Source organism: Paractinoplanes pyxinae (assembly GCF_026626335.1).
In the GTDB taxonomy this organism is placed as follows: Bacteria; Actinomycetota; Actinomycetes; order Mycobacteriales; family Micromonosporaceae; genus Actinoplanes; species Actinoplanes pyxinae.
The window spans coordinates 344,210-362,116 of sequence record NZ_JAPNTZ010000004.1; the positions used below are offsets into that span (position 1 = coordinate 344,210).

At 72.9% G+C, this 17,907-nt stretch carries 17 protein-coding genes; 9 read left to right on the forward strand and 8 right to left on the reverse strand.

All coding sequences use genetic code 11. The annotated features are described in order from the left end of the window. Positions 1-7 precede the first annotated feature (7 nt). The gene (locus tag OWR29_RS12790) at positions 8-847 is read left to right on the forward strand and encodes a L,D-transpeptidase (RefSeq protein ID WP_267562917.1); all 840 of its coding nucleotides are present in this window, start codon (positions 8-10) and stop codon (positions 845-847) included. Here the strand turns inward: OWR29_RS12790 and OWR29_RS12795 are convergent. Then, on the reverse strand, positions 831-1,139 hold the full coding sequence (locus tag OWR29_RS12795) for a hypothetical protein (RefSeq protein WP_267562918.1): 309 nt from the start codon (positions 1,137-1,139) through the stop codon (positions 831-833). The genes OWR29_RS12790 and OWR29_RS12795 overlap by 17 nt on opposite strands. Positions 1,140-1,210: 71 nt before the next feature. On the opposite strand from OWR29_RS12795, the gene OWR29_RS12800 reads away from it, so the two are divergent. Beyond that, positions 1,211-1,615, forward strand: coding sequence for an NUDIX hydrolase (locus OWR29_RS12800; RefSeq protein WP_267562919.1), 405 nt, complete (start codon positions 1,211-1,213; stop codon positions 1,613-1,615). Here the strand turns inward: OWR29_RS12800 and OWR29_RS12805 are convergent. Then, positions 1,608-2,093, reverse strand: coding sequence for an NUDIX domain-containing protein (locus tag OWR29_RS12805; RefSeq protein ID WP_267562920.1), 486 nt, complete (start codon positions 2,091-2,093; stop codon positions 1,608-1,610). The two genes, OWR29_RS12800 and OWR29_RS12805, sit on opposite strands and share 8 nt — an antisense overlap. Continuing rightward, on the reverse strand, positions 2,086-2,868 hold the full coding sequence (locus OWR29_RS12810; RefSeq protein ID WP_267562921.1) for an Rv1486c family protein: 783 nt from the start codon (positions 2,866-2,868) through the stop codon (positions 2,086-2,088). Before OWR29_RS12810 ends, OWR29_RS12805 begins: the two co-directional genes overlap by 8 nt. 89 nt (positions 2,869-2,957) lie before the next feature. Between OWR29_RS12810 and OWR29_RS12815 the strand changes: the two genes are divergently transcribed. Then, positions 2,958-3,758 (forward strand): DUF3097 domain-containing protein, encoded by an 801-nt coding sequence (locus OWR29_RS12815; RefSeq protein ID WP_267562923.1) that lies wholly within the window; start codon positions 2,958-2,960, stop codon positions 3,756-3,758. On the opposite strand, the gene pdxR is transcribed toward OWR29_RS12815, so the two are convergent. After that, positions 3,745-5,178: a MocR-like pyridoxine biosynthesis transcription factor PdxR gene (gene pdxR / locus OWR29_RS12820; protein WP_267562924.1), complete on the reverse strand. Its 1,434-nt coding sequence runs from the start codon at positions 5,176-5,178 to the stop codon at positions 3,745-3,747. The two genes, OWR29_RS12815 and pdxR, sit on opposite strands and share 14 nt — an antisense overlap. 21 nt (positions 5,179-5,199) lie before the next feature. Between pdxR and OWR29_RS12825 the strand changes: the two genes are divergently transcribed. The 3 genes from OWR29_RS12825 to OWR29_RS12835 are packed head-to-tail and all read left to right on the forward strand — an operon-like array spanning position 5,200 to position 8,880. After that, positions 5,200-6,132 (forward strand): DMT family transporter, encoded by a 933-nt coding sequence (locus OWR29_RS12825; RefSeq protein ID WP_267562925.1) that lies wholly within the window; start codon positions 5,200-5,202, stop codon positions 6,130-6,132. 10 nt (positions 6,133-6,142) lie between these two features. Beyond that, positions 6,143-6,865, forward strand: a complete 723-nt coding sequence (locus OWR29_RS12830) for a hypothetical protein (RefSeq protein WP_267562926.1) — start codon at positions 6,143-6,145, stop codon at positions 6,863-6,865. After that, the gene (locus OWR29_RS12835) at positions 6,862-8,880 is read left to right on the forward strand and encodes a tetratricopeptide repeat protein (protein ID WP_267562927.1); all 2,019 of its coding nucleotides are present in this window, start codon (positions 6,862-6,864) and stop codon (positions 8,878-8,880) included. Before OWR29_RS12830 ends, OWR29_RS12835 begins: the two co-directional genes overlap by 4 nt. A gap of 3 nt (positions 8,881-8,883) precedes the next feature. Here the strand turns inward: OWR29_RS12835 and OWR29_RS12840 are convergent, their stop codons facing one another. Further along, a complete protein-coding gene (locus OWR29_RS12840; protein WP_267562929.1) occupies positions 8,884-10,188 on the reverse strand; it encodes a serine hydrolase domain-containing protein in 1,305 nt (434 codons plus the stop codon). 162 nt (positions 10,189-10,350) lie between these two features. Between OWR29_RS12840 and OWR29_RS12845 the strand changes: the two genes are divergently transcribed. Further along, a complete protein-coding gene (locus OWR29_RS12845; RefSeq protein ID WP_267562930.1) occupies positions 10,351-10,800 on the forward strand; it encodes an NfeD family protein in 450 nt (149 codons plus the stop codon). Positions 10,801-10,812: 12 nt separating this feature from the next. Next, on the forward strand, positions 10,813-11,931 hold the full coding sequence (locus OWR29_RS12850) for an SPFH domain-containing protein (protein WP_267562931.1): 1,119 nt from the start codon (positions 10,813-10,815) through the stop codon (positions 11,929-11,931). 659 nt (positions 11,932-12,590) lie between these two features. On the opposite strand, the gene OWR29_RS12855 is transcribed toward OWR29_RS12850, so the two are convergent. The 3 genes from OWR29_RS12855 to OWR29_RS12865 form a co-directional block, all read right to left on the reverse strand. Further along, a complete protein-coding gene (locus OWR29_RS12855; protein WP_438872589.1) occupies positions 12,591-13,412 on the reverse strand; it encodes a TrmH family RNA methyltransferase in 822 nt (273 codons plus the stop codon). Beyond that, the gene (locus OWR29_RS12860) at positions 13,409-13,996 is read right to left on the reverse strand and encodes a dihydrofolate reductase family protein (protein WP_267562934.1); all 588 of its coding nucleotides are present in this window, start codon (positions 13,994-13,996) and stop codon (positions 13,409-13,411) included. Before OWR29_RS12860 ends, OWR29_RS12855 begins: the two co-directional genes overlap by 4 nt. An 86-nt stretch (positions 13,997-14,082) precedes the next feature. Then, complete coding sequence (locus OWR29_RS12865; protein ID WP_267562935.1) at positions 14,083-14,748, reverse strand: hypothetical protein; 666 nt, start codon at positions 14,746-14,748, stop codon at positions 14,083-14,085. A 149-nt stretch (positions 14,749-14,897) separates the two neighbouring features. Between OWR29_RS12865 and OWR29_RS12870 the strand changes: the two genes are divergently transcribed. Further along, positions 14,898-16,034 (forward strand): MalY/PatB family protein, encoded by a 1,137-nt coding sequence (locus OWR29_RS12870; protein ID WP_267562936.1) that lies wholly within the window; start codon positions 14,898-14,900, stop codon positions 16,032-16,034. The last annotated feature ends 1,873 nt before the right edge of the window (positions 16,035-17,907 follow it).

Sequence of the window (17,907 nt, forward strand, 5' to 3'; positions counted from 1 at the left end):
TGGTGCGATGTACACCCGTAGGGCGGTCGCGGCCGGGCTGCTCGCGGTAGCCCTGGGCGCCACGGCGGCCGCGGCGGCCACGCGGGAGCAGAGCGCGGGGACGCTGGCCGTGCGCCAGGTGCCGGCCGTGGTGCGCACGCCGGTGGCCCAGGTGGTGGTGCCCAAGGCCGCGCCGGCGCCGGCCGGGCTGCCGAAGATCTCCTACTGGAGTGCGGCTTCCGGCCTGCCGAGGGATCCGGCCACCCACTCGGGCTCGGCTTTGGTTGAAGGGCTCCGGCCGTACGGGAAAACGGCGATCTACGACGCGCCCGGCGGCGAGCCGAGGGCCTTCCTTCCCCGGTCGATCAGCGGGCTGCCGGTGACCGCACCCGTCGTCGACAAGCGGCCGGGCTGGCTGGCCGTGCTGATCCCGTCGATCAACCGGCGCATCGGGTGGGTTCCCACGTCCGCGGGCGCCGTGCATCGCCTGCGGGACCAGCTCGTCGTCGACCGCAGCCGGCGCGAGCTGACCTGGCTGCGCGACGGCCGGCAGCGCGGGCACTGGAAGGTCGCGGTGGGCTCGTCGCGCACGCCGACGCCGCTGGGACGCACCTTCGTGATGGGCCGCACGATCACGCAGGGTTCGGTCTACGGCGGGCTCGACGCGCTCGTGCTGGGGGCCGTGCCCGACGATCGGGAGGCGCTGTCGGCCTCGCTGCGCAACGGTCACACCGCGATCCACGCCTGGACCGACGAGTCGGCGTTCGGGCGCAGCATCTCCAACGGCTGTGTGCGCGTGCCGCCCGACGTTCAACGCCTGCTGCTCGAGCACCTGCCCGAGGGCGTGCCGGTCAACGTGGTGGAGTGACCGGCGAGGTACGCAGCCAGGCCGCCTTGGCCGCCGCCCGCTCCTCGTCGGCGCCCGCCGAACGCAGCAGTTCGAGCACCGGCCAGAGCGAAATGGTCTCGGCCTGACCGCCCGCCATCACCCGGTGCAGATAGTCGCCGAGCACGTCGCCCAGCACCAGCCGGTCGCGGGTGAGCTCGCGCAGCGCGGGCCGGGCGTCCGAATGGTCGTCGGCCGGCCCCAGCCCCTCGATCATCGCGGTGACGCGGGCGGCCAGCACCCGCTGCCCGTCGTCCAGTTCCGGCTTCTGCATGCCGCCCAACGTAGGCCGCGACGCCAAGCGCTGCTCAGGATTCCGGCAAGCCCACGATTTAGGCTCGTCCGGTGACAAGCGAAGTGATCGCCGCCGCCTGGGTCCACGTCCGCGACCGCCGGGTGCTGGTGGTGCGGCCACGGGGCCTGGACGCCTTCTATCTGCCCGGCGGCAAACCCGAGCCCTTCGAGACGTACGCCGAAGCGGCCGCCCGCGAGACGCGGGAAGAGGTAGGCCTCGTCGTCGACCCGGCCGACCTGACGCTGTTCACCGAGATCGTGGCGCCCGCCCACAACCGCCCACCCGGCACGACCGTACGGCTGATCTGCTTCACCGGCGGCAAACCCGAGGACGAGCCGGTCGCCGCCAACGAGATAGCCGAGCTGGCCTGGTTCACCTCAGCCGACTCGGCCCGCTGCGCCCCGGCGATTCAACTGCTGGTCGCCGAACTCGTGACCGCCGGGCTGATCAGCTGAAGAAGCGCGCCGCCACGGCGGTGTGCAGGCTGAAGCCGAGTTCGGCGGGCTCTTTCAGGACTTCCCAGCCGTACGTCTCGTCGTTCGGTTCCGCCGGGGGCATGTCGTCCGTGGAGGCGAGCGGCGGGAACAAGGCGAAGACGAGCAGCGTGCTGTCGGGTGCGCTGATCGTGTCGTACAACGTGGCCGTGGCCGGGTCAGCCCTCAGGCCCGTTTCCTCGAAGAGTTCGCGGGCCGCCGCGTCCTGCCAGGACTCGCCGTAGTCGATGAAGCCGCCGGGCAGGGCCAGTTTGTCCAGGGCGGGCGGGATGGCGCGACGGATCACCAGCAGGCCGGCGGCTATGGGCTGGAGGGCGACCGCCACGGGGGTCGGGTTTCGGTACGTCGTCTCGGCGCAGGCTGTGCAGCGGCGCGGCCACGGTTGGCCCGGCACGAAGCGGGCGCCGCAGAAGGTGCAGTGCTTGAAGCGGTCAGGCATGCAACGGCGAGTTGCACGCGGCGACCAGGGCCTGGCGGCACGCGTCGGTCAGCGGGCGCAGGGCGGCGTCGCGTTGCTGGGCCTCGTAGCCGTTGATGGCCCCGCCCGGCGCATTGGACGACGCCAGGGCGAGCACCTGGTCGAGGACGGAGGCGCGGGCGAACAGGCGGCGGGCGCGCGGGTCGAAGCCGGGCGGCAGGGTGGCCGTGCTCTCGGGGCGGCGCAACGCCTGCAGGGCGCCGGCCAGTTCGGGCTTCCACTGGGCCACGTCGAGCTTGGTCAGCTGGGTGGTCGCCTCGCTCAGGGCCAGGGTCAGCTCGCCCTCGGCCTCGGCCGCGCCCAGCTGGAAGACCGGGCGGTAGTTCTCGACCGGGAACCAGCGCCACAGCACCGTCTCGAACTCGACGCCGGAGCCGGAGACGTGCCGGCGTACTTCGGGCACGACACCGAAGGTGGGTGTCATCACGGCCTCGCCGGCCAGCATGGCCGCGCCGGTCAGCGGGCCGGGGCCGGGCAGGCCGCGCGGGTCGCCGGGGGCGGGCAGCACGAGCCGGATGTCGTCGGGGTGCACCTTGGCGAAGGCCGGCAGGCCCTGCGGCAGCGGCACGTCGGTCCACGTGCCGGGCACGTCGGCGACGAGGTGTTCCTCGTCGCGGGCGATCTCGTCGGCCAGCTCGTCGAAGGGGGCGAGCCCGGCGCGCCAGGCGCGCACCCAGGCCACGAACCGGGTGGAGCGCCGCGCGACGCGGGTGGCCGCATCTGCTGCGGGGGACATGCGAGCAAGGGTACGTGGCCTTCGGGAACTCTGTCTCGGCCGGAGAGTCAGAAACGCCGTGTCCCTACGCACGGGTTACGGTGCGGAGCATGTATGGGGAGGACGTGCTCAAAGGGGAGTGGCGGCGGCGGAAGGTCGCGCCCGAGGTGGACGCCGAACGCGACCTGGTCGTCGAGGACGCGGAATCCGGGTTCTGCGGCGCGGTCATCGGTTTCGAGCTGGGCGCCGTGGTGCTCGAGGACAGGTTCGGCAAGCGCCGCAACTTCCCGCTGGCGCCGGCCGCCTTCCTGTTGGACGGCAAGCCGGTCACGCTTCGCCGTCCTGCGGCGGCGCCGGCCCAGGCCCAGCGGCGGGTGACGGCTTCGGGCTCGATCGCTGTGGACGGCGTGAAGGCCCAGGTGGCCAAGGCGAGCCGGATCTGGGTCGAGGGCATCCACGACGCCGCGCTGGTCGAGCGGATCTGGGGCGACGACCTGCGGATCGAGGGCATCGTGGTCGAGCCGCTGGACGGCATCGACGACCTGGCCGGCGCGGTGCGCGAGTTCCGCCCGGGACCGGAGCGACGGCTGGGGGTGCTCGTCGACCATCTGGTGGCCGGCAGCAAGGAGAGCCGGATCGTGGCCGCCGTGACGGACCCGAACGTCATGGTCACCGGTCATCCGTACGTCGACATCTGGCAGGCCGTCAAGCCGCAGCGGGTCGGGCTGTCGAAGTGGCCGGTGATTCCGCCCGGCCAGCCGTGGAAAGAGGGCATCTGCAAGGCGGTGGGCGTGCGGGAGCCGTACGACATGTGGCGGCGCATCTTGTCCTCGGTGAGCAGCTACAAGGACGTCGAGACGCCGCTCATCAACTCGATGGAGCGGCTGATCGACTTCGTCACCGTCCCATGAGCCGGCCCAGCCGCCGGGCCGCCTCGGCCAGCATGTCGGGCGGGTTGGCGGCGTAGCCGAGCACCAGGCCGGGCGGGCCGGGCGTCATGCGGTGCCACGACAACGGATGGACGAGCACACCGTCCTCGGCCGCCCTTTCCGCCGTACGCGTGTCGGGCTCGTCGCCGTCCAGCATGAGCAGGAAGTGCAGGCCGGCCGCCACACCCGTGACCCGGGCCTGCGGCAGGTGTTCACGCAGGGCGGCCAGCAGGGCGTCGCGGCGGCGGCGCTGCCGGTTGCGGACGTTGCGCAGGTGCCGCTCGTAGTCGCCGGTCGCCAGCAGCCGGGCCAGCACCAGTTGCGGCAGTGCGGGGTTGCCGAGGTCGCTGTCGTGCTTGGCCGTCAGCAGCGCGGGCTGCAGCCGCCGGGGCGCGATCAGCCAGCCCAGACGCATCCCGGGCGCGAGCGATTTCGAGACACTTCCCGCGTACGCCACCTGGTCCGGCGCCGAGCCCTGGAGCGCAGCCACGGGGGCTCGGTCGTAGCGGTGCTCGGCGTCGTAGTCGTCCTCGATGACCAGGCCGCCGCCGGCCGCCCACTGCAGCAGGGCGCGCCGCCGGGACGGGCTGAGGACGACTCCGGTGGGGAACTGGTGGGCCGGGGTGAGCAGGGCTGCCGGCTGGGTCAGCGCGCCGACGACCAGGCCCTCGCCGTCGACCGGGACGGGCTCCGGGCGTACGCCCCAATGCGCGAGCTGGTCGCGGGCCCCACGCGACCCCGGGTCCTCGACGGCGATCCGCTTCACTTCGAGAGTTTGAGCCAGCAGGGCCAGCGCCTGGGCGACGCCGTTGACCACGATCACGTCGTCGGGCTCGGCGTGCACGCCGCGGGTGCGGGCCAGCCAGCCGGCCAGCTCGCCGCGCAGGGCCGGGGTGCCGCCGGGATCGCCGTAGCCCAGGTCGGCCGCGGTCATCTCGCTGAGCACCGCCCGTTCGGCGCGCAGCCACGCCGTACGGGGAAACGCCGCCAGATCGGGAACGCCGGGGGACAGGTCGATGTCTATGCCGTCGGCCGGGGGCAGCGGCAGGCGCAGCGTGTCGAGCGAGCGGCGGCGGTCCGAGGGCGCGTCCCGGACGTGCGGATGCGCGACGATCGTCGTGCCCGCCCCGGTGCGGGCCGAGGCCAGGCCCTCGTCGATGAGCCGCTGGTAGGCGTCGACCACCACGCCGCGCGAAATACCCAGGTCGGCCGCGAGCACCCGGGTCGGTGGCAGCTTCTCGCCCGGCGCCAGGCGCTTGTGCGTCACGGCGGCCCGCAACCCGTCGGCCAGCCAGGTCGTGAGCCCCTTGGCGGGAGCGTCCTCGGCGCGCAGCTGCAGGAAGTCCGACCCGGAAATTGGTCCCCCTCGGTGGCGATGGATTGGTCCTTCAAACCGGACCATATCGCGGCCAGCATCGGTGGTGTGAAGACAAATCTCGCGCCCGCTCTGGCCGGGGCCACCGGCATGGCCTTCGTCGGGGGCAGCGTGGCCGTCTCCGGTTTCCTGGCCGGCGCGCCCTCGCTGACCGTTCAATCCCTCCGGTACGCGGTGGCGTGCCTGCTGCTCGTGCTGTTCGCCCGGGTCACCCGTCAACGCCTCGTCCGTCCCCGGCGCACCGAGTGGCTGTGGCTGGCCGGCGTCGTGGTGACCGGCATGGTGGTGTTCAACGTGGCGCTGGTGCAGGGCTCCCGCCACGCCGAACCGGCCGTGCTCGGGGTGGCCGTGGCTTGCGTGCCCTTGCTGCTGGCGGTGGCCGGTCCGCTGCTCGAGGGGCAGGCCCCGGCCCGCCGGCTGATCGTGGCCGCGCTGGTGGTCACGGCCGGGGCCGCGCTGGTGCAGGGCTTCGGCCGCACCGACGGCACCGGGCTGGTGTGGGCGCTGGTCACGTTCGCCTGCGAGGCCGGGTTCACACTGCTGGCGGTGCCGGTGCTGGGGCGGCACGGTCCGCTCGGCGTGTCGGCCCACTCGACGTGGATGGCCGCGGTGGCCTTCGGAATCGGGGGCCTGGTCGGCGAAGGCCCGGCCGCGGTGCTGCGGCTGCGGCCGGACGACGTGCTGGCCGGGATCTATCTGGCGGTCGCGGTAACGGCGGTGGCGTTCGTCCTCTGGTACACGTGCGTCCAGCGCCTGGGCTCGGCCCGGGCCGGCCTGCTGACCGGCATAGCCCCGGTCTCGGCCGCCGTCGTGGGCGTGGCCGCGGGCGGCCCGATGCCCGGTCCGGCGGTCTGGCTCGGCGTGGCGGTGGTGGCGGCCGGCCTGGCCATGGGGATTAGTCCGTCCGGCCGTCATCCTTCGGATGATCCGTCACTGTGGACAGTGCGGATCGAGGACGCCGCGGAACCCGCGATCCGATAACTCTTCTTGCATGACAACGGTTCCTCGTGCCGGCGCCTCCGCCCGGGTGCCGCACCCGCGGGGACTGCGCCGGTTCGTCGGCCGGGCCCCGGTGCCGTCCGCGCCCGAGGTGGACCCGGTCGAGCGCCGCTGGGAGCGGACCATCGCCATCGCGATCGCGCTCATCACGGTGTCCAGCGCGCTGGTCACCTACCTCGCCCTCAGCCAGGAGTCGAAGGCCGCCGCGGCCGACCAGCGCGCGGTGGCCGAGACGGTGATGCAGCAACAACAAGAGACCGACGCGACCGCGCGGACCCAGGCGAGCGGCGGGCTCGCGGCCCGCTACCGCCGGATGGCGGCCGAGGCCGAGGCCCAGGCCGCCGTGGATCCCGAGCGGGCCCGGATGACGTGGGCGGTCGCGAACAGCTTCCTGCTGCAGTCGAACATCGGTGGCTTCGTCGGCGAGGGAACCGCGTCCGACCGGTTCGACTACGACAACTACCGCCTGATGGCGCTGCACAGCTTCGACGGCTTCGGGCTGGCGGCCGGGAAGGCCGAGCAGACCGCCGCGCTGGCCGACCGGCATCGGGCTCACGGCCAGCGGCTGACGCTGTGCGCGGTCGCCATGCTGGCCATCGTGCTGGTGCTGACCGTGGCCCGTCAGGCGCGGCGGCGGTTGCGCATCCTGCTTTTCTCGGGCGCCGCGGCCGGTTTCGGCGGTGCTCTTCTGGCTGCCGCGTGGAGCTTCGCGTGAACGAATCCGACGCGCCCTTCAACCGCCGGGTCTCCGTGCTGCTGGCGTTCCTGGCGCTCCTCGGCGGCCTGGCCGGCTATGCCGCGGCCGACGCCAGCGCCCGTCGCTCCACGACGGCGCGCGAGGCCCAGCGGGCGTCCGTGACCGCCCTGGCCGAGCAGCGCGAGGTCTCCGACCGGGTCAACGAGCAGTTCGGCAACTTCGTCGAGACGTCGACCGTGCGGCGCACCCGGGACATCGCCAAGACCTCGTCCGAACTGCTCGGCCGCACCTCGGCCGGCACCATGTCGTGGCAGCAGTCCGCATCCAAGCTCAACGACGTGTCGCGGCTGCTCCAGCCCGGTCCGGTCGAGGGCCGGGCCGACCTGTTGTGGTCCGAGATGTTCGTGCCGGCCGACGAGGCGACCCTGCGGCAGGAGGCGCTGCAGGCCACCGCGAGCGACTGGGACGACAAGGCCGACCAGCACGCCGGGGTGGCCACGCTGCTGGCCATCTCGCTCACCCTGCTCGGCCTGTCGCTCACCGTCGGCGCCGGCACCCGGCTCTTCCTGCTCTGGCCGGCCCTGGCCATCGCGCTGGCCGGGGTGCTGGGCGGGCTGGCCATCGTGGTCCGGCCGGTGGCCGCCACCCCCGAGGCGGCGATCCGGGCCATCGCCGAGGGCAACCGGCGCCACGGCAGCCGCGACTTCACCGGCGCGGTGGCCTCGTTCAGCGAGGCGATCTCGCTGGACCCGGACAACGCGACGGCGTTCCGCCAGCGGGCCACGGCGACGATGCTGGCCGACAGCCCGGAGCGCGACGTCTCCACGTTCGTCTTCTCGAGCAGCTCGGTGAAGGCGCGCAAGGCCGCCACGGCCGACCTGCTGCACTCGCTCGAACTCGGCGACGAGAACTACTTCGCCCTGGCCAACCTGGGGGCGAACTACTTCCACCTGGGCGAGTACGACAAGTCCGAGCAGTACTCGCGGCGGGCCATCGCGATGAACAAGGTGCTGCCGACGCCCTGGGTCAACCTGATGCTGGCCCAGGTCGCGCGCGGTCAGGAGAAGCCGGCGCGGGCCACCGTCGAGCACGTGCTGGCCCTGATCGCCCAGCGGCCGCTGCTGCAGGAACGCCGCGAGAACTACGGCAGCGTACGGGCCACGCTGGCCACACTCGTGCAGCTCGAACCCGGGAGGCGGGCGCTCGCCGAGAAGGTGCAGGACGTCGCCGTACGGGCCCAGGCGCGCAACGAGGTTCCGGAGGCGCCGGCCGAACCCGACGGAACCGTCACCGGCCTCACCCTGGCCTCGAACGGCTCGGACCTGGGCATGCAGTTCACCCCGCACAAGGTGGCCGAGGGCAGCCGGGTGGCCCTGGTCGCGTACTACCGGGCTGAGGGCGAACAGGAATGGTCCGAGATCCCGGCCACCACCACCGTGATGGCCTGGAGCAACAAGATCTCGCCGCAGGATCGGCTCTACTGGCACCGGCTCTACGTCACCGGCTGCCGGGTCGACGGCGAGCACCGCGTCGACGTCTACGTCGACGACCGCAAGGTGGCCTCGAAGACCGTCCTGCAGCAGCGGTCCGCCCTCGAACTGGTGCAGTACAACGACGTCGCGACCGGCCTGGCGCTGTGCCGGCCCAAGACGTGGACGCTGGAGCGCGAGACGACCGGCAGCGCCGACCTGGTCTCGGCCGACGACCGGTACCGCGTGTCGCTGCGGATGCTGCCGCTCGGCCAGGTGCCGGGCACCCCGGCCGCCAGGACCAAGCTGGTCGGCCAGGTGCTGGGCCGGTTGAGCCGGCAGCTCACGGCGGCGCCGCCGAGCGCGGCCGTCAAGCCCGGTGTCTACTACGGCCGGGTGCCCGGCACGGGGCGGCCGGTGGAGATCTCGGACCTCGAGCGCGGGTACGTCTGGGCGGCCATCACCACGGACGGGGAGCTGTGCACCGTGACCGCTCGCTTCCCCAACGGGGACTCCGCCGTGCTGGACGAGCTGATGCGGTACACGTTCTTCAAGTGGTACTGAGCCTCAGGCCAGATGGCTGGGGTCGCGTTTGAAGAGGAACGTGGCGATGTCGATCGCGGTGACCCGGCCCTCGTCGTCGCGGCGGATCTGCAGGATCTCGCCCTCGTTGTCGCCCTCGACGCCGCGCCAGCGGTCCGGGGCCTCGCGGGTGAACCGGGAGCGGTGGTGCGGGCCGGTCATGACCACGGCGTCGCCGTCCGGGGTGACCTCGAACTCGCGGCCCATCCACCACCAGCGGCCGACCAGGGTGGCCGCCTCGCCGGTGGGCGCGGCCGGCGGCTGCCAGTGCGGCAGGACGACCGGCTCGCCGTCGACGGCCGCGGTCAGCGCGGACAGGGCCACGTCCTTGATGGTGGTGCCGGTCAGGCCGTACGAGTTGGCGAAGGCGACCACACCGAGGCGGCTGCGCCGGTGGACGGCGAAGTGGGCCACGTAGCCGGGCATCGAGCCGCCGTGCCCCACGAACACCCGCTCGCCGACCCGGTACAGCTGCGGGCCCAGACCGTGGCCGCCGGTCCACGACTCGAGGTCGCTGATGACCACCGGGGCGCACATTTCGTCGACCGTCTCGCGGGCCAGAACGGCCGGGGCCGGATCGGTCCAGAAAGCGGCCCACTTGGCCATGTCGGTCAGCGTCGACCACAGCTGGCCGGCCGGGGCCATCGCGCCCGAGTCCAGGCGGGGTTCCTCGTGCAGCGACCGGTCCAGCTCGTGCACCACGTAACCCCGGGCGAACGGCTCCACCGGCGCGTACGTCGTGCGTTTCATGCCCAGCGGGTCGAGCACACGCTTGCCGGCCAGCTGCTGCCAGCTCTCGCCGGTCACCTTCTCGAGCACTGCGCCCAGTAGCCCGTACGCCAAATTCGAATAGCGATAGCGACGGAACGGCGGCCCGGCGACCTTGTCGTAGCCCAGCTCGGCCAGCAGCGTGTCGACGTCGCCGCCGGCGTGCCGCTCCCACCAGACGCCGTCCGGCTCGCGCTGCAGACCGGACACGTGCCCGAGCAGCTGACGCAGCGTGACGCCGCCGATCGGAGTGCCCGGCAGGTGGCGGTAGAGCAGGTCGTCGAGCGCGAAGAAGCCCTCGTCGCGCAGCTGCATGACCAGCGTGGCGGTGATCGTCTTGGTGATCGACCCCAGGCGGTATTGCGTCTTCGCGTCCGGCCGGGGATGCTCGCCCGCGAAGACCTGGTGCAGCACGGCGCGATCACGCACGACGGCCAGGACGAGCGACGGCGTACGCCCCTCGGCCTGGGCGCGTACGGCGATCTGCTCGACCCGTCGGCCGGTCTCCGGCAGCAGTGACACGGTGGACCCTCTCGATGTATGACTCGTGGGTATAACTGTGCCCGGCCGATATGGCTACGCCGCGCGAGGGCCGGGTTCGGCTTTGGATGGCAGTTCGATGACATTTTCCGCGAGGACGCACGCAGCGTCGCCGGACGTGCGCGGACGTGTCACGATCGATGCGTGGAAGCGGTTGTCTGGATCGTGCTCGGCATCGCGTTGGCGATCGCCGAGGCTTTCACGGCCACGTTGCTGATCATCTTCTTCGGGGTCGGGGCCTTCGCCGCGGCCGGTGCGGCGGCTCTCGGCGCGCCTTTCCTCGTGCAGATCATCGTCTTCGCGGTCGTGTCCGGCCTGTCGGTGGCCACCCTGCGCCCGATCGTCAAGCGCCACGCCATGCCGGCCATCGAGACGGGCGACACCCCGTTCGGCGTCGAGGCGATCGAGGGCACGCAGGCCACCGTGCTCGAAGAGATCGACGGCGCGCACGGCATGGTCAAGATCGACGGCGAGCACTGGCAGGCCCGCTCGTTCGACGGCCACGAGAAGTACCTTCCCGGCGAACGCGTCCGGGTCATCAAGGTCGACGGCGGCACGGTCATCGTGTGGCGCGACGATCTGCCCAACATATAGAAAAGGGGAGCCATGGAAGCTGTGATCGGCGTCCTCATCATCGTGATCGTGGTGTTCGCCATCGTCACGCTGCTCCGGTCCGTCCGCATCGTCCCGCAGCAGCGCATGGACGTGGTCGAGCGCCTCGGCAAGTACAAGCGGACCCTGTCGCCGGGCCTGAACCTGCTGGTGCCGTTCGTCGACTCGGTGCGCAGCAAGGTGGACATGCGCGAGCAGGTGGTCTCGTTCCCGCCTCAGCCCGTGATCACCTCCGACAACCTGGTCGTGTCGATCGACACGGTGCTCTACTTCAAGGTCGTCGACCCGGTGCGGGCGACCTACGAGATCTCCAACTTCCTGCAGGCCATCGAGCAGCTGACGGTGACCACCCTGCGTAACGTCATCGGCTCGCTCGACCTCGAGCGCGCCCTGACCAGCCGCGAAGAGATCAACCGCCACCTGTCGACGGTGCTCGACGAGACCACCGGCCGGTGGGGCATCAAGGTCACCCGGGTCGAGATCAAGGCGATCGAGCCGCCGCCGAGCATCCGCGACTCCATGGAGAAGCAGATGCGCGCCGAGCGGGAACGTCGCGCCACGATCCTCAACGCCGAGGGCCATAAGCAGGCCCAGATCCTGACGGCCGAGGGCGAGAAGCAGGCCGCGGTGCTGCGGGCCGACGGTGACCGGCAGTCCCGCATCCTGCAGGCCGAGGGCCAGGCCAAGGCCATCCGCACGGTGTTCGACGCCATCCACACGGCCAACCCGTCCCAGAAGGTGCTGGCCTACCAATACCTGCAAGCCCTGCCGCAGATCGCCAACGGCACGGCCAACAAGGTGTGGATCGTGCCGACCGAGCTGACCAAGGCCCTCGAGGGCATGGGCGGCGCGCTGGGCGGCCTGGCCAACATGGCCGGCGACATCCCGAAGGCCTCGGTCAACTCGGCCGCGGTCGAGCAGGAAGCCGTGGAGGCAGCCGAGGCGGCCGCCGCCGAGGCCCAGAAGGTCAACGACCAGGTACGTCTGGCCGAGGAGCAGGTAAGCGGCGACCCGGACAAGACGGCGGCCCTCCCGGCCCCCGAGCCGATCCCGCCGTCGGCCGCCCTGGGCGGCGCCGACTACAACGGCGTCGTCGACCGCGAACGCGCCTGACGCACTCCCTTGTAAACGGCCGGCTCCCCGCTACGGGGTGCCGGCCGTTTCATGTCCGCCACCGGCCGATTCGCTGCCCGGCGGGGTGTCGCTTTGCTCCCCGCTCGAGGCCGGCTGCCCGGCACCCTGACCGGCACGTGCTGGCCTGACGCCCGCCTGGCGTTCGCCTGCCTGACGCTCGCCCGCGCCGCCCCTCGCTCGCGCCGCCCCTCGCTCGCGCCGCTCCTCGCTCGCGCCGCCCCTCGTCCGCGCCGCTCCTCGCTCGCGCCGCCCCTCGTCCGCGCCGCTCCTCGCTCGCGCCGCTCCTCGCTCGCGCTGCCCCTCGCTCGCGCTGCCCCTCGCCCGCGCCGCTCCGTGCTGCCTCGGGCCCCGCTGCCTCGAGCCCGCTGCCTCGCGCTGGCGCTCGCGTCTTTGCGCTGGCTCGGTCCCTGCGCTGGTTCGCGTCCGCACGTTGCCTCGCGTCCGCACGTTGCCTCGCGTCCGCACGTTGCCTCGTGCCCGCGCGTTGCCACGTGTCCCCGTGCTGCTGCGCGTTGCCTTGTGCCCGCGCGTTGCCTCGTGCCCCTGCGCTGCCGCGTGCTGCGTCGCGCCCGCGGCGCGCGTCGCGTCCGCGCGCTGCGTCGCGTCCCGTGCCCCTGGGGCCGGGCGGGTGGGGTCGGTCAGGTGTCGGGGTCGTCGCGGCCCAGTTCCCAGAAGGCGACGGCGGCCGCGGCGGCGATGTTGAGCGAGTCGACGTTGCGGCGCATCGGGATCTTGACCGGGACGTCGCTGGCCGCCAGGGCGTGTTTCGAGAGGCCGGGGCCCTCGGCGCCCAGCAGCAGGGCCGTCTTCGCGCGCTGGTCGTCGGTGAGGCGTTGCAGCGGCACGGCTGTGGCGTCGGGCGTCAGCGCGAGCACGGTGAACCCGGCTTGGCGAAGCAGGTCGAGGCCGGCGGGCCAGGGTTCCAGACGCGCGTACGGGACCGCGAACACCTCGCCCATGCTGACCCGCACGCTGCGGCGGTACAGCGGGTCGGCGCAGGTCGGCGAGAGCAGCACGGCGTCGATGCCGAGCGCGGCCGCGCCCCGGAACACGGCGCCGATGTTGGTGTGGTTGTTCACGTCCTCCAGTACGGCGACGCGCCGGGCCGTGGCGATGACGTCGCCCGCCGACAGCAAGGGAGACCGGTGGAACGAGGCGAGCACGCCGCGGTGCACGTGGAAGCCGGTGGCCTCTTCGAGCACGGCCGGCGTGGCCGCGTAGATCGGGGCGTCGCCGGGCAGGTCGGCGATCTGGTCGGTGCGCTTCTCGTCGATCAGATAGGACCGTGGCCGGTAGCCGGCCCGCAGCGCGCGGCGCAGCACCAGCTCGCCCTCGGCGATGAACAGGCCGTTGGGCGGTTCCCACTTCGTGCGCAGCTCGAGATCGGTCAGGGCGCGATAGTCGCCGAGCCGGTCGTCGCCGGGATCGGTGATGAGGTGGACCTCGGGCACGGCGCTCAGTCGACCCGGTAGGTGAGGTGGGTGGCGTGACCGGACGCCTGCACGTGGATCTGGCGCAGATTGCGCGGCACGGCGCCGTCGAACAGCTTGACGCCGCCGCCCAGCAGCACGGGCGCGAGGTGGAGCCGCAATTCGTCGACCAGGCCGGCGTCGATCGCGCCGCGAATGACCGCGCCGCCGCCCATGATGACGACCTCACGGTCGTCGGCCAGGGCCAGCCCCTTCTCGACGGCGCTGCCGATGCCGTCGACCACGAAGGTGAACCGGTCGGCCAGCCGGACGTGGGCCGGCGGGGTGCGCGTGACGACCAGGCAGGGTGGCTGGGCGGCCAGGCCCGCGCCGTACCCCATCTCGTCGCTCCAGCCGTCGGGGGCGTCGACGATGTCGAACAGGTGGCGGCCCATGACGACGGCGCCGGTGGCGACGGTGGCCTCTTCGAGCACGCGCCGGTCGATCGCGTCGCCGTCGAGCGCCCACGTGTGCAGCGCCTCGCCGCCGCGGCCGAGCCCCTGACCGGGGCCGGGCTCGGGACCGGTCACGAAACCGTCGAGCGACACCGAGATGTCGGCGACCACCTTGGCCATGGCAGCTCCTTCCACCAGCCCCCGGAGGCTTCCGGGACTGACTGCGAGCATGCCACCGGGGTACGACGTTTCCTCGCCCGGGGTTTTCAGTGCCGGGGGACCAGCCGGCCACCCGTCCAGGCCAGGCCGGTGCCCGCGGCCAGCAGCAGCAGCGCGCCGATGGTGGGCAGCGGCCGCTGCGCGTGGGCCCCGGCGCCGATCGCGGCGGCGGCCAGCATGAGCAGCACGCCGTCGGCCGGGTTGACCAGCCGCGAGCGGAAGACGGCCCAGCCCAGCAGCACCCAGCCCAGACCGGCGGCGGCGGTGGCGCCCAGCTCGACCAGACGCAGCTGCTCGACGCTGAGGGCTGAGCCGGCGGCCACCGTACCGGCGGGAAGCGCGGCCAACGGCAGCGTGACCGCCATTCCGGCCAGGCCCAGAAGCAGGCCGGCCAGCGCGGACCGGCGGGTGCGGGAACCGGCCAGCAGCCCGGCCAGGGCGATCATGGCGATGGCGGCCAGCCACCCCGCGGCCACGGTGACCAGCAGCGGGCCGGGTGGGGTGTCGATGCCCAATGTCGTCCAGCCGTGCAGCAAGGCGGCGGCCGGCAAGGCCCACAGAGCCAGCCGGGCGTAACGCCTGACGCTCCAGACCCACACTGCCTCGCGTACGGGCATAAGGTGTTCGTTCTTGGCCGTGCCGGCGCCCCCGACCCACGCAGGCGAGACCCGCAGCGGTCGGCCGCTGGCCGTCTGATGGTGGCTGATGCTCATGGCTCCGCCTCGCGTGGGCTCAAGCCGAGCGGCCCGGGGGCAACCGTCGGGATCCTGGGTGCAGCCTTCCAGAGGGCGGTGAAGCTCGCAGCGAATTCACAGAAATCCGCGGCCGGAAAACTGTCGGAGGGTCGGGGAAAGATGTCGGCATGACCGCAGAACTGACCGTCCCCGCCCTCGCCGACCTCCGCCTGCGGCAAAGCGTCAAGTGGCGCACGTTCCCGGCCGACGTGCTGCCGCTCTTCGTGGCCGAGATGGATTACCTGCTCGCGTCGCCGATCGCCGCCGTGCTGACCGAGGCGGTGGCCCGGGGCGACGTCGGCTACTCCACGCCCGGGCGCGAGCTGGGGAAGGCGTTCGCCGGGTTCGCCGGGCGGCAGTGGGGCTGGTCGGTCGACCCGGCCCACGTCACCCAGGTCACCGACGTCGGCGTCGGCGTGGTCGAGCTGCTGCGCCGCCTGGTCCGCCCGGGCGATCCGGTGGTGATCAGCCCGCCGGTCTATCCGCCGTTCTTCGACTGGGTGCCCGAGGCGGGCGGCCGGGTGGTCGAGGTGCCGCTGGCCGGCACGAAGCTCGACCTGCCCGCGCTCGAGGCCGCGTTTGCCGCGCATCCCGCCGCCTACATCCTGTGCAACCCGCACAATCCGGTCGGCCGCGTGCATACGCGAGACGAACTGCTTGAGCTCGTACGGTTGTCGAGGCTCTACCACGTGCCGATCATCAGCGACGAAATCCACGGCGCCTTGGTGCTGCCCGGGGCAACCTTCACGCCGCTGCTCTCCGTGCCCGGCGCGGCCGAGGTCGCTCTGGCCGTGGTCGCCGCGAGCAAGGCGTTCAACCTGGCCGGCCTCAAGTGCGCGGCCGTCGTCAGCGCTTCGCCACGCATGGCCCGCGTCGTCGACGGCCTGGTCGCCGAGGTCACCGAACGCACCGGCCACCTCGGCGTGCTCGCGTCCGTCGCCGCGTTCACCGAGGGCGACGCCTGGCTGAGCACGCTGCTCACCACGCTGGCTGCCCGCCGCGACCAGCTGGCGTCGCTGCTGGCCGCCCAGCTGCCGGGCTTGAGCTGGGTGCCGCCCGAGGCCACGTACCTGGCCTGGCTCGACGCCTCAGCCCTGGGGCGCGACGCCGAACCGCGCGACCGCTTCCTGACCGAGGGCCGGGTGGCGCTGGAGCCGGGCACCCGATTCGGGGCGGCTGGTTCGGGCTATGTCCGCCTCAACTTCGCCACCAGCCCCGAGATCCTGGCCGAGGCGGTGGCGCGCATGGCGCGTGTGCTCGGCTGAGGCTGCGGTTGCTCGCTGCTATGCGGGGCGTCATGGCGGTCTCGCCTGTCGCGACCTGCCCGGCTGGCGTCACGAATGCGGTGGCCGATGGTGAGTGTGCTCGACCGCTGGCGTGGAAGCTCGCCGCGATGTGGTGATCATCGCTGCCGGGGCCGGGGCCGGGGCCGGGGCCGGGGCCGGGGCCGGGGCCGGGGCCGGGGCCGGGGACCGGGGACCGGGGTGCCAGTGCCGGGGAGACGCCGCGTGCCGGCCATAGCGTCGGCGAGAGCCGTACCGGCGGGGCGGGGCGAGGGCAGGCCAGCGCGAGCTAGGTCTGGGCCGCGGCCCGGCTAAAGCGGCGGCCGAGGCGGGGTCGGGCAGCGGCAGGTGTTCGGCGATCCGGTGACCGAGCTGCCGCCTGTCACGGTCGGATAGTGGGCTGGGCGCTCAGCAGGGTGAGCGGATTCGGGTGGTGGCTTGGACGGAGTAGTTCGCTGCGCCGGAGACCGGAGACCGGAGACCGGAGACCGGAGACCGGAGACCGGAGACTGGAAACTGGAAACTGGGAGCTAAGGGCAGCGCGGGGCCAACGCGGGGTCGGGGCGGAGGTGGCGGTCGAGGCGGGGCCGGGTTGTTCGATGATCCGGTGGCCGAGTTGCCGCACCATCACGATCGGACGGCGGGCTGCGGCGGCGACGGAGCGGTTGCTGCGTTGAATCGACCGGCAGCGATGACCGGCGCGAGGGTCGTTGGGATCAGCCGGTGGGGACTGCGTCGGGTGTCTGCGGTAGTCCGTGGCGAGTGGGCGGCGGGGCAGCGGTGTCCGGGCGGTCGGCATTGCCGGGGATGGTGGCTCGCGTTAGTTGCCAGGACAGGGCCTGTCTGGCGGTAGCGCGGCGCGGGGCTGCCTGCGGAAGTACGGTTGAAGTGGCCGGTGTGATCCGCGAAGCGGGGGTGTTTCCAGTGTCGTCCGGATCGGGCTCGGAGTCGTCAGCCGACCAGCATCTGCTGGCCCTGCTGCGGGCCATTCGGCTGCGCCAGGCCGCGCCGGACGCGGTGGCTGCGGGCATTGCCGACACGGTGGAAGCCCTCCGCCAGCAGCGGGAAGAGGCTCCGCCGTTGCCGCCGGGGGAGCATCACGAGGCGCTGCCGCCGGGCGCGTCGCGGCCCGGACTTCCGGCTGCCCCGCCCCACTATGACGATCCTGAGCAGCCCTTGCGGCCGCGGTGGGCCATGCCCGCCAGCCTCCGGCCCGGAGCCGGAGACGTCAGTGCGCCAGGCACCGGTCGAGGGGTAGCGGGCGCATCCGGCGACCCTGGTGTGCTCGGCCCCGGCCGCGGGTCGACCGGCGCTCCGGGTGGCGGTGACGCGAGTGGCGGGGGCCGCGGGACGGGCGGCGCCCCCGCTGGCGCCGGCGCGCCTGGCGGTTACGGAACGACCGGCGCTCCCGGTGAGGCGGACGCGCCTGGCGGCCGTGGGAGTGCGGGCGCGCGTGGTTACGCCGGCCCACCTGGCGCTGATCAGGACGGTGCGGCCGCGGTTGGTGGCGCCGGCGTGGCAAGTGTTGGTCGCTGGGCTGTGGACGCGGCTGGCGGTGGCGGCGTGGCGAGCGGTGGTCGAGGGGCTGCAGGCGCGGTTGGCGGTGGTGGCCTGGCGGGTGCTGGTCAAGGGGCTGGGGACACCTCGGACTACGCGGATGTGTCTGGGACGGAACGCGACGGTGGAGGAACGGTCGGCGGCCGGGGTGGGTCGGGAGGCGGCCGACCTGGCGGTTCGACCGGGGAAGCTGCGGAGGCGGCTGCTAGCGGGGCTGTAGCGCCGGCGCCGGGGCGGTCGTTTTGGGATCGGCGGTCGGTGCGGGGGGTGCCGCCGGGGGGCAAGCGGGAATCGTCTG

What these genes read in the sequence shown, in the direction of transcription:
- pdxR (WP_267562924.1), bottom strand. Translation starts at nt 5,178, where the DNA reads ATGGTCCGGTTTGAAGGACCAATCCATCGCCACCGAGGGGGACCAATT.
- OWR29_RS12815 (WP_267562923.1), top strand. Translation starts at nt 2,958, where the DNA reads ATGTATGGGGAGGACGTGCTCAAAGGGGAGTGGCGGCGGCGGAAGGTC.
- OWR29_RS12795 (WP_267562918.1), bottom strand. Translation starts at nt 1,139, where the DNA reads ATGCAGAAGCCGGAACTGGACGACGGGCAGCGGGTGCTGGCCGCCCGC.
- OWR29_RS12865 (WP_267562935.1), bottom strand. Translation starts at nt 14,748, where the DNA reads ATGAGCATCAGCCACCATCAGACGGCCAGCGGCCGACCGCTGCGGGTC.
- OWR29_RS12830 (WP_267562926.1), top strand. Translation starts at nt 6,143, where the DNA reads ATGACAACGGTTCCTCGTGCCGGCGCCTCCGCCCGGGTGCCGCACCCG.
- OWR29_RS12850 (WP_267562931.1), top strand. Translation starts at nt 10,813, where the DNA reads ATGGAAGCTGTGATCGGCGTCCTCATCATCGTGATCGTGGTGTTCGCC.
- OWR29_RS12860 (WP_267562934.1), bottom strand. Translation starts at nt 13,996, where the DNA reads ATGGCCAAGGTGGTCGCCGACATCTCGGTGTCGCTCGACGGTTTCGTG.
- OWR29_RS12870 (WP_267562936.1), top strand. Translation starts at nt 14,898, where the DNA reads ATGACCGCAGAACTGACCGTCCCCGCCCTCGCCGACCTCCGCCTGCGG.
- OWR29_RS12810 (WP_267562921.1), bottom strand. Translation starts at nt 2,868, where the DNA reads ATGTCCCCCGCAGCAGATGCGGCCACCCGCGTCGCGCGGCGCTCCACC.
- OWR29_RS12790 (WP_267562917.1), top strand. Translation starts at nt 8, where the DNA reads ATGTACACCCGTAGGGCGGTCGCGGCCGGGCTGCTCGCGGTAGCCCTG.
- OWR29_RS12805 (WP_267562920.1), bottom strand. Translation starts at nt 2,093, where the DNA reads ATGCCTGACCGCTTCAAGCACTGCACCTTCTGCGGCGCCCGCTTCGTG.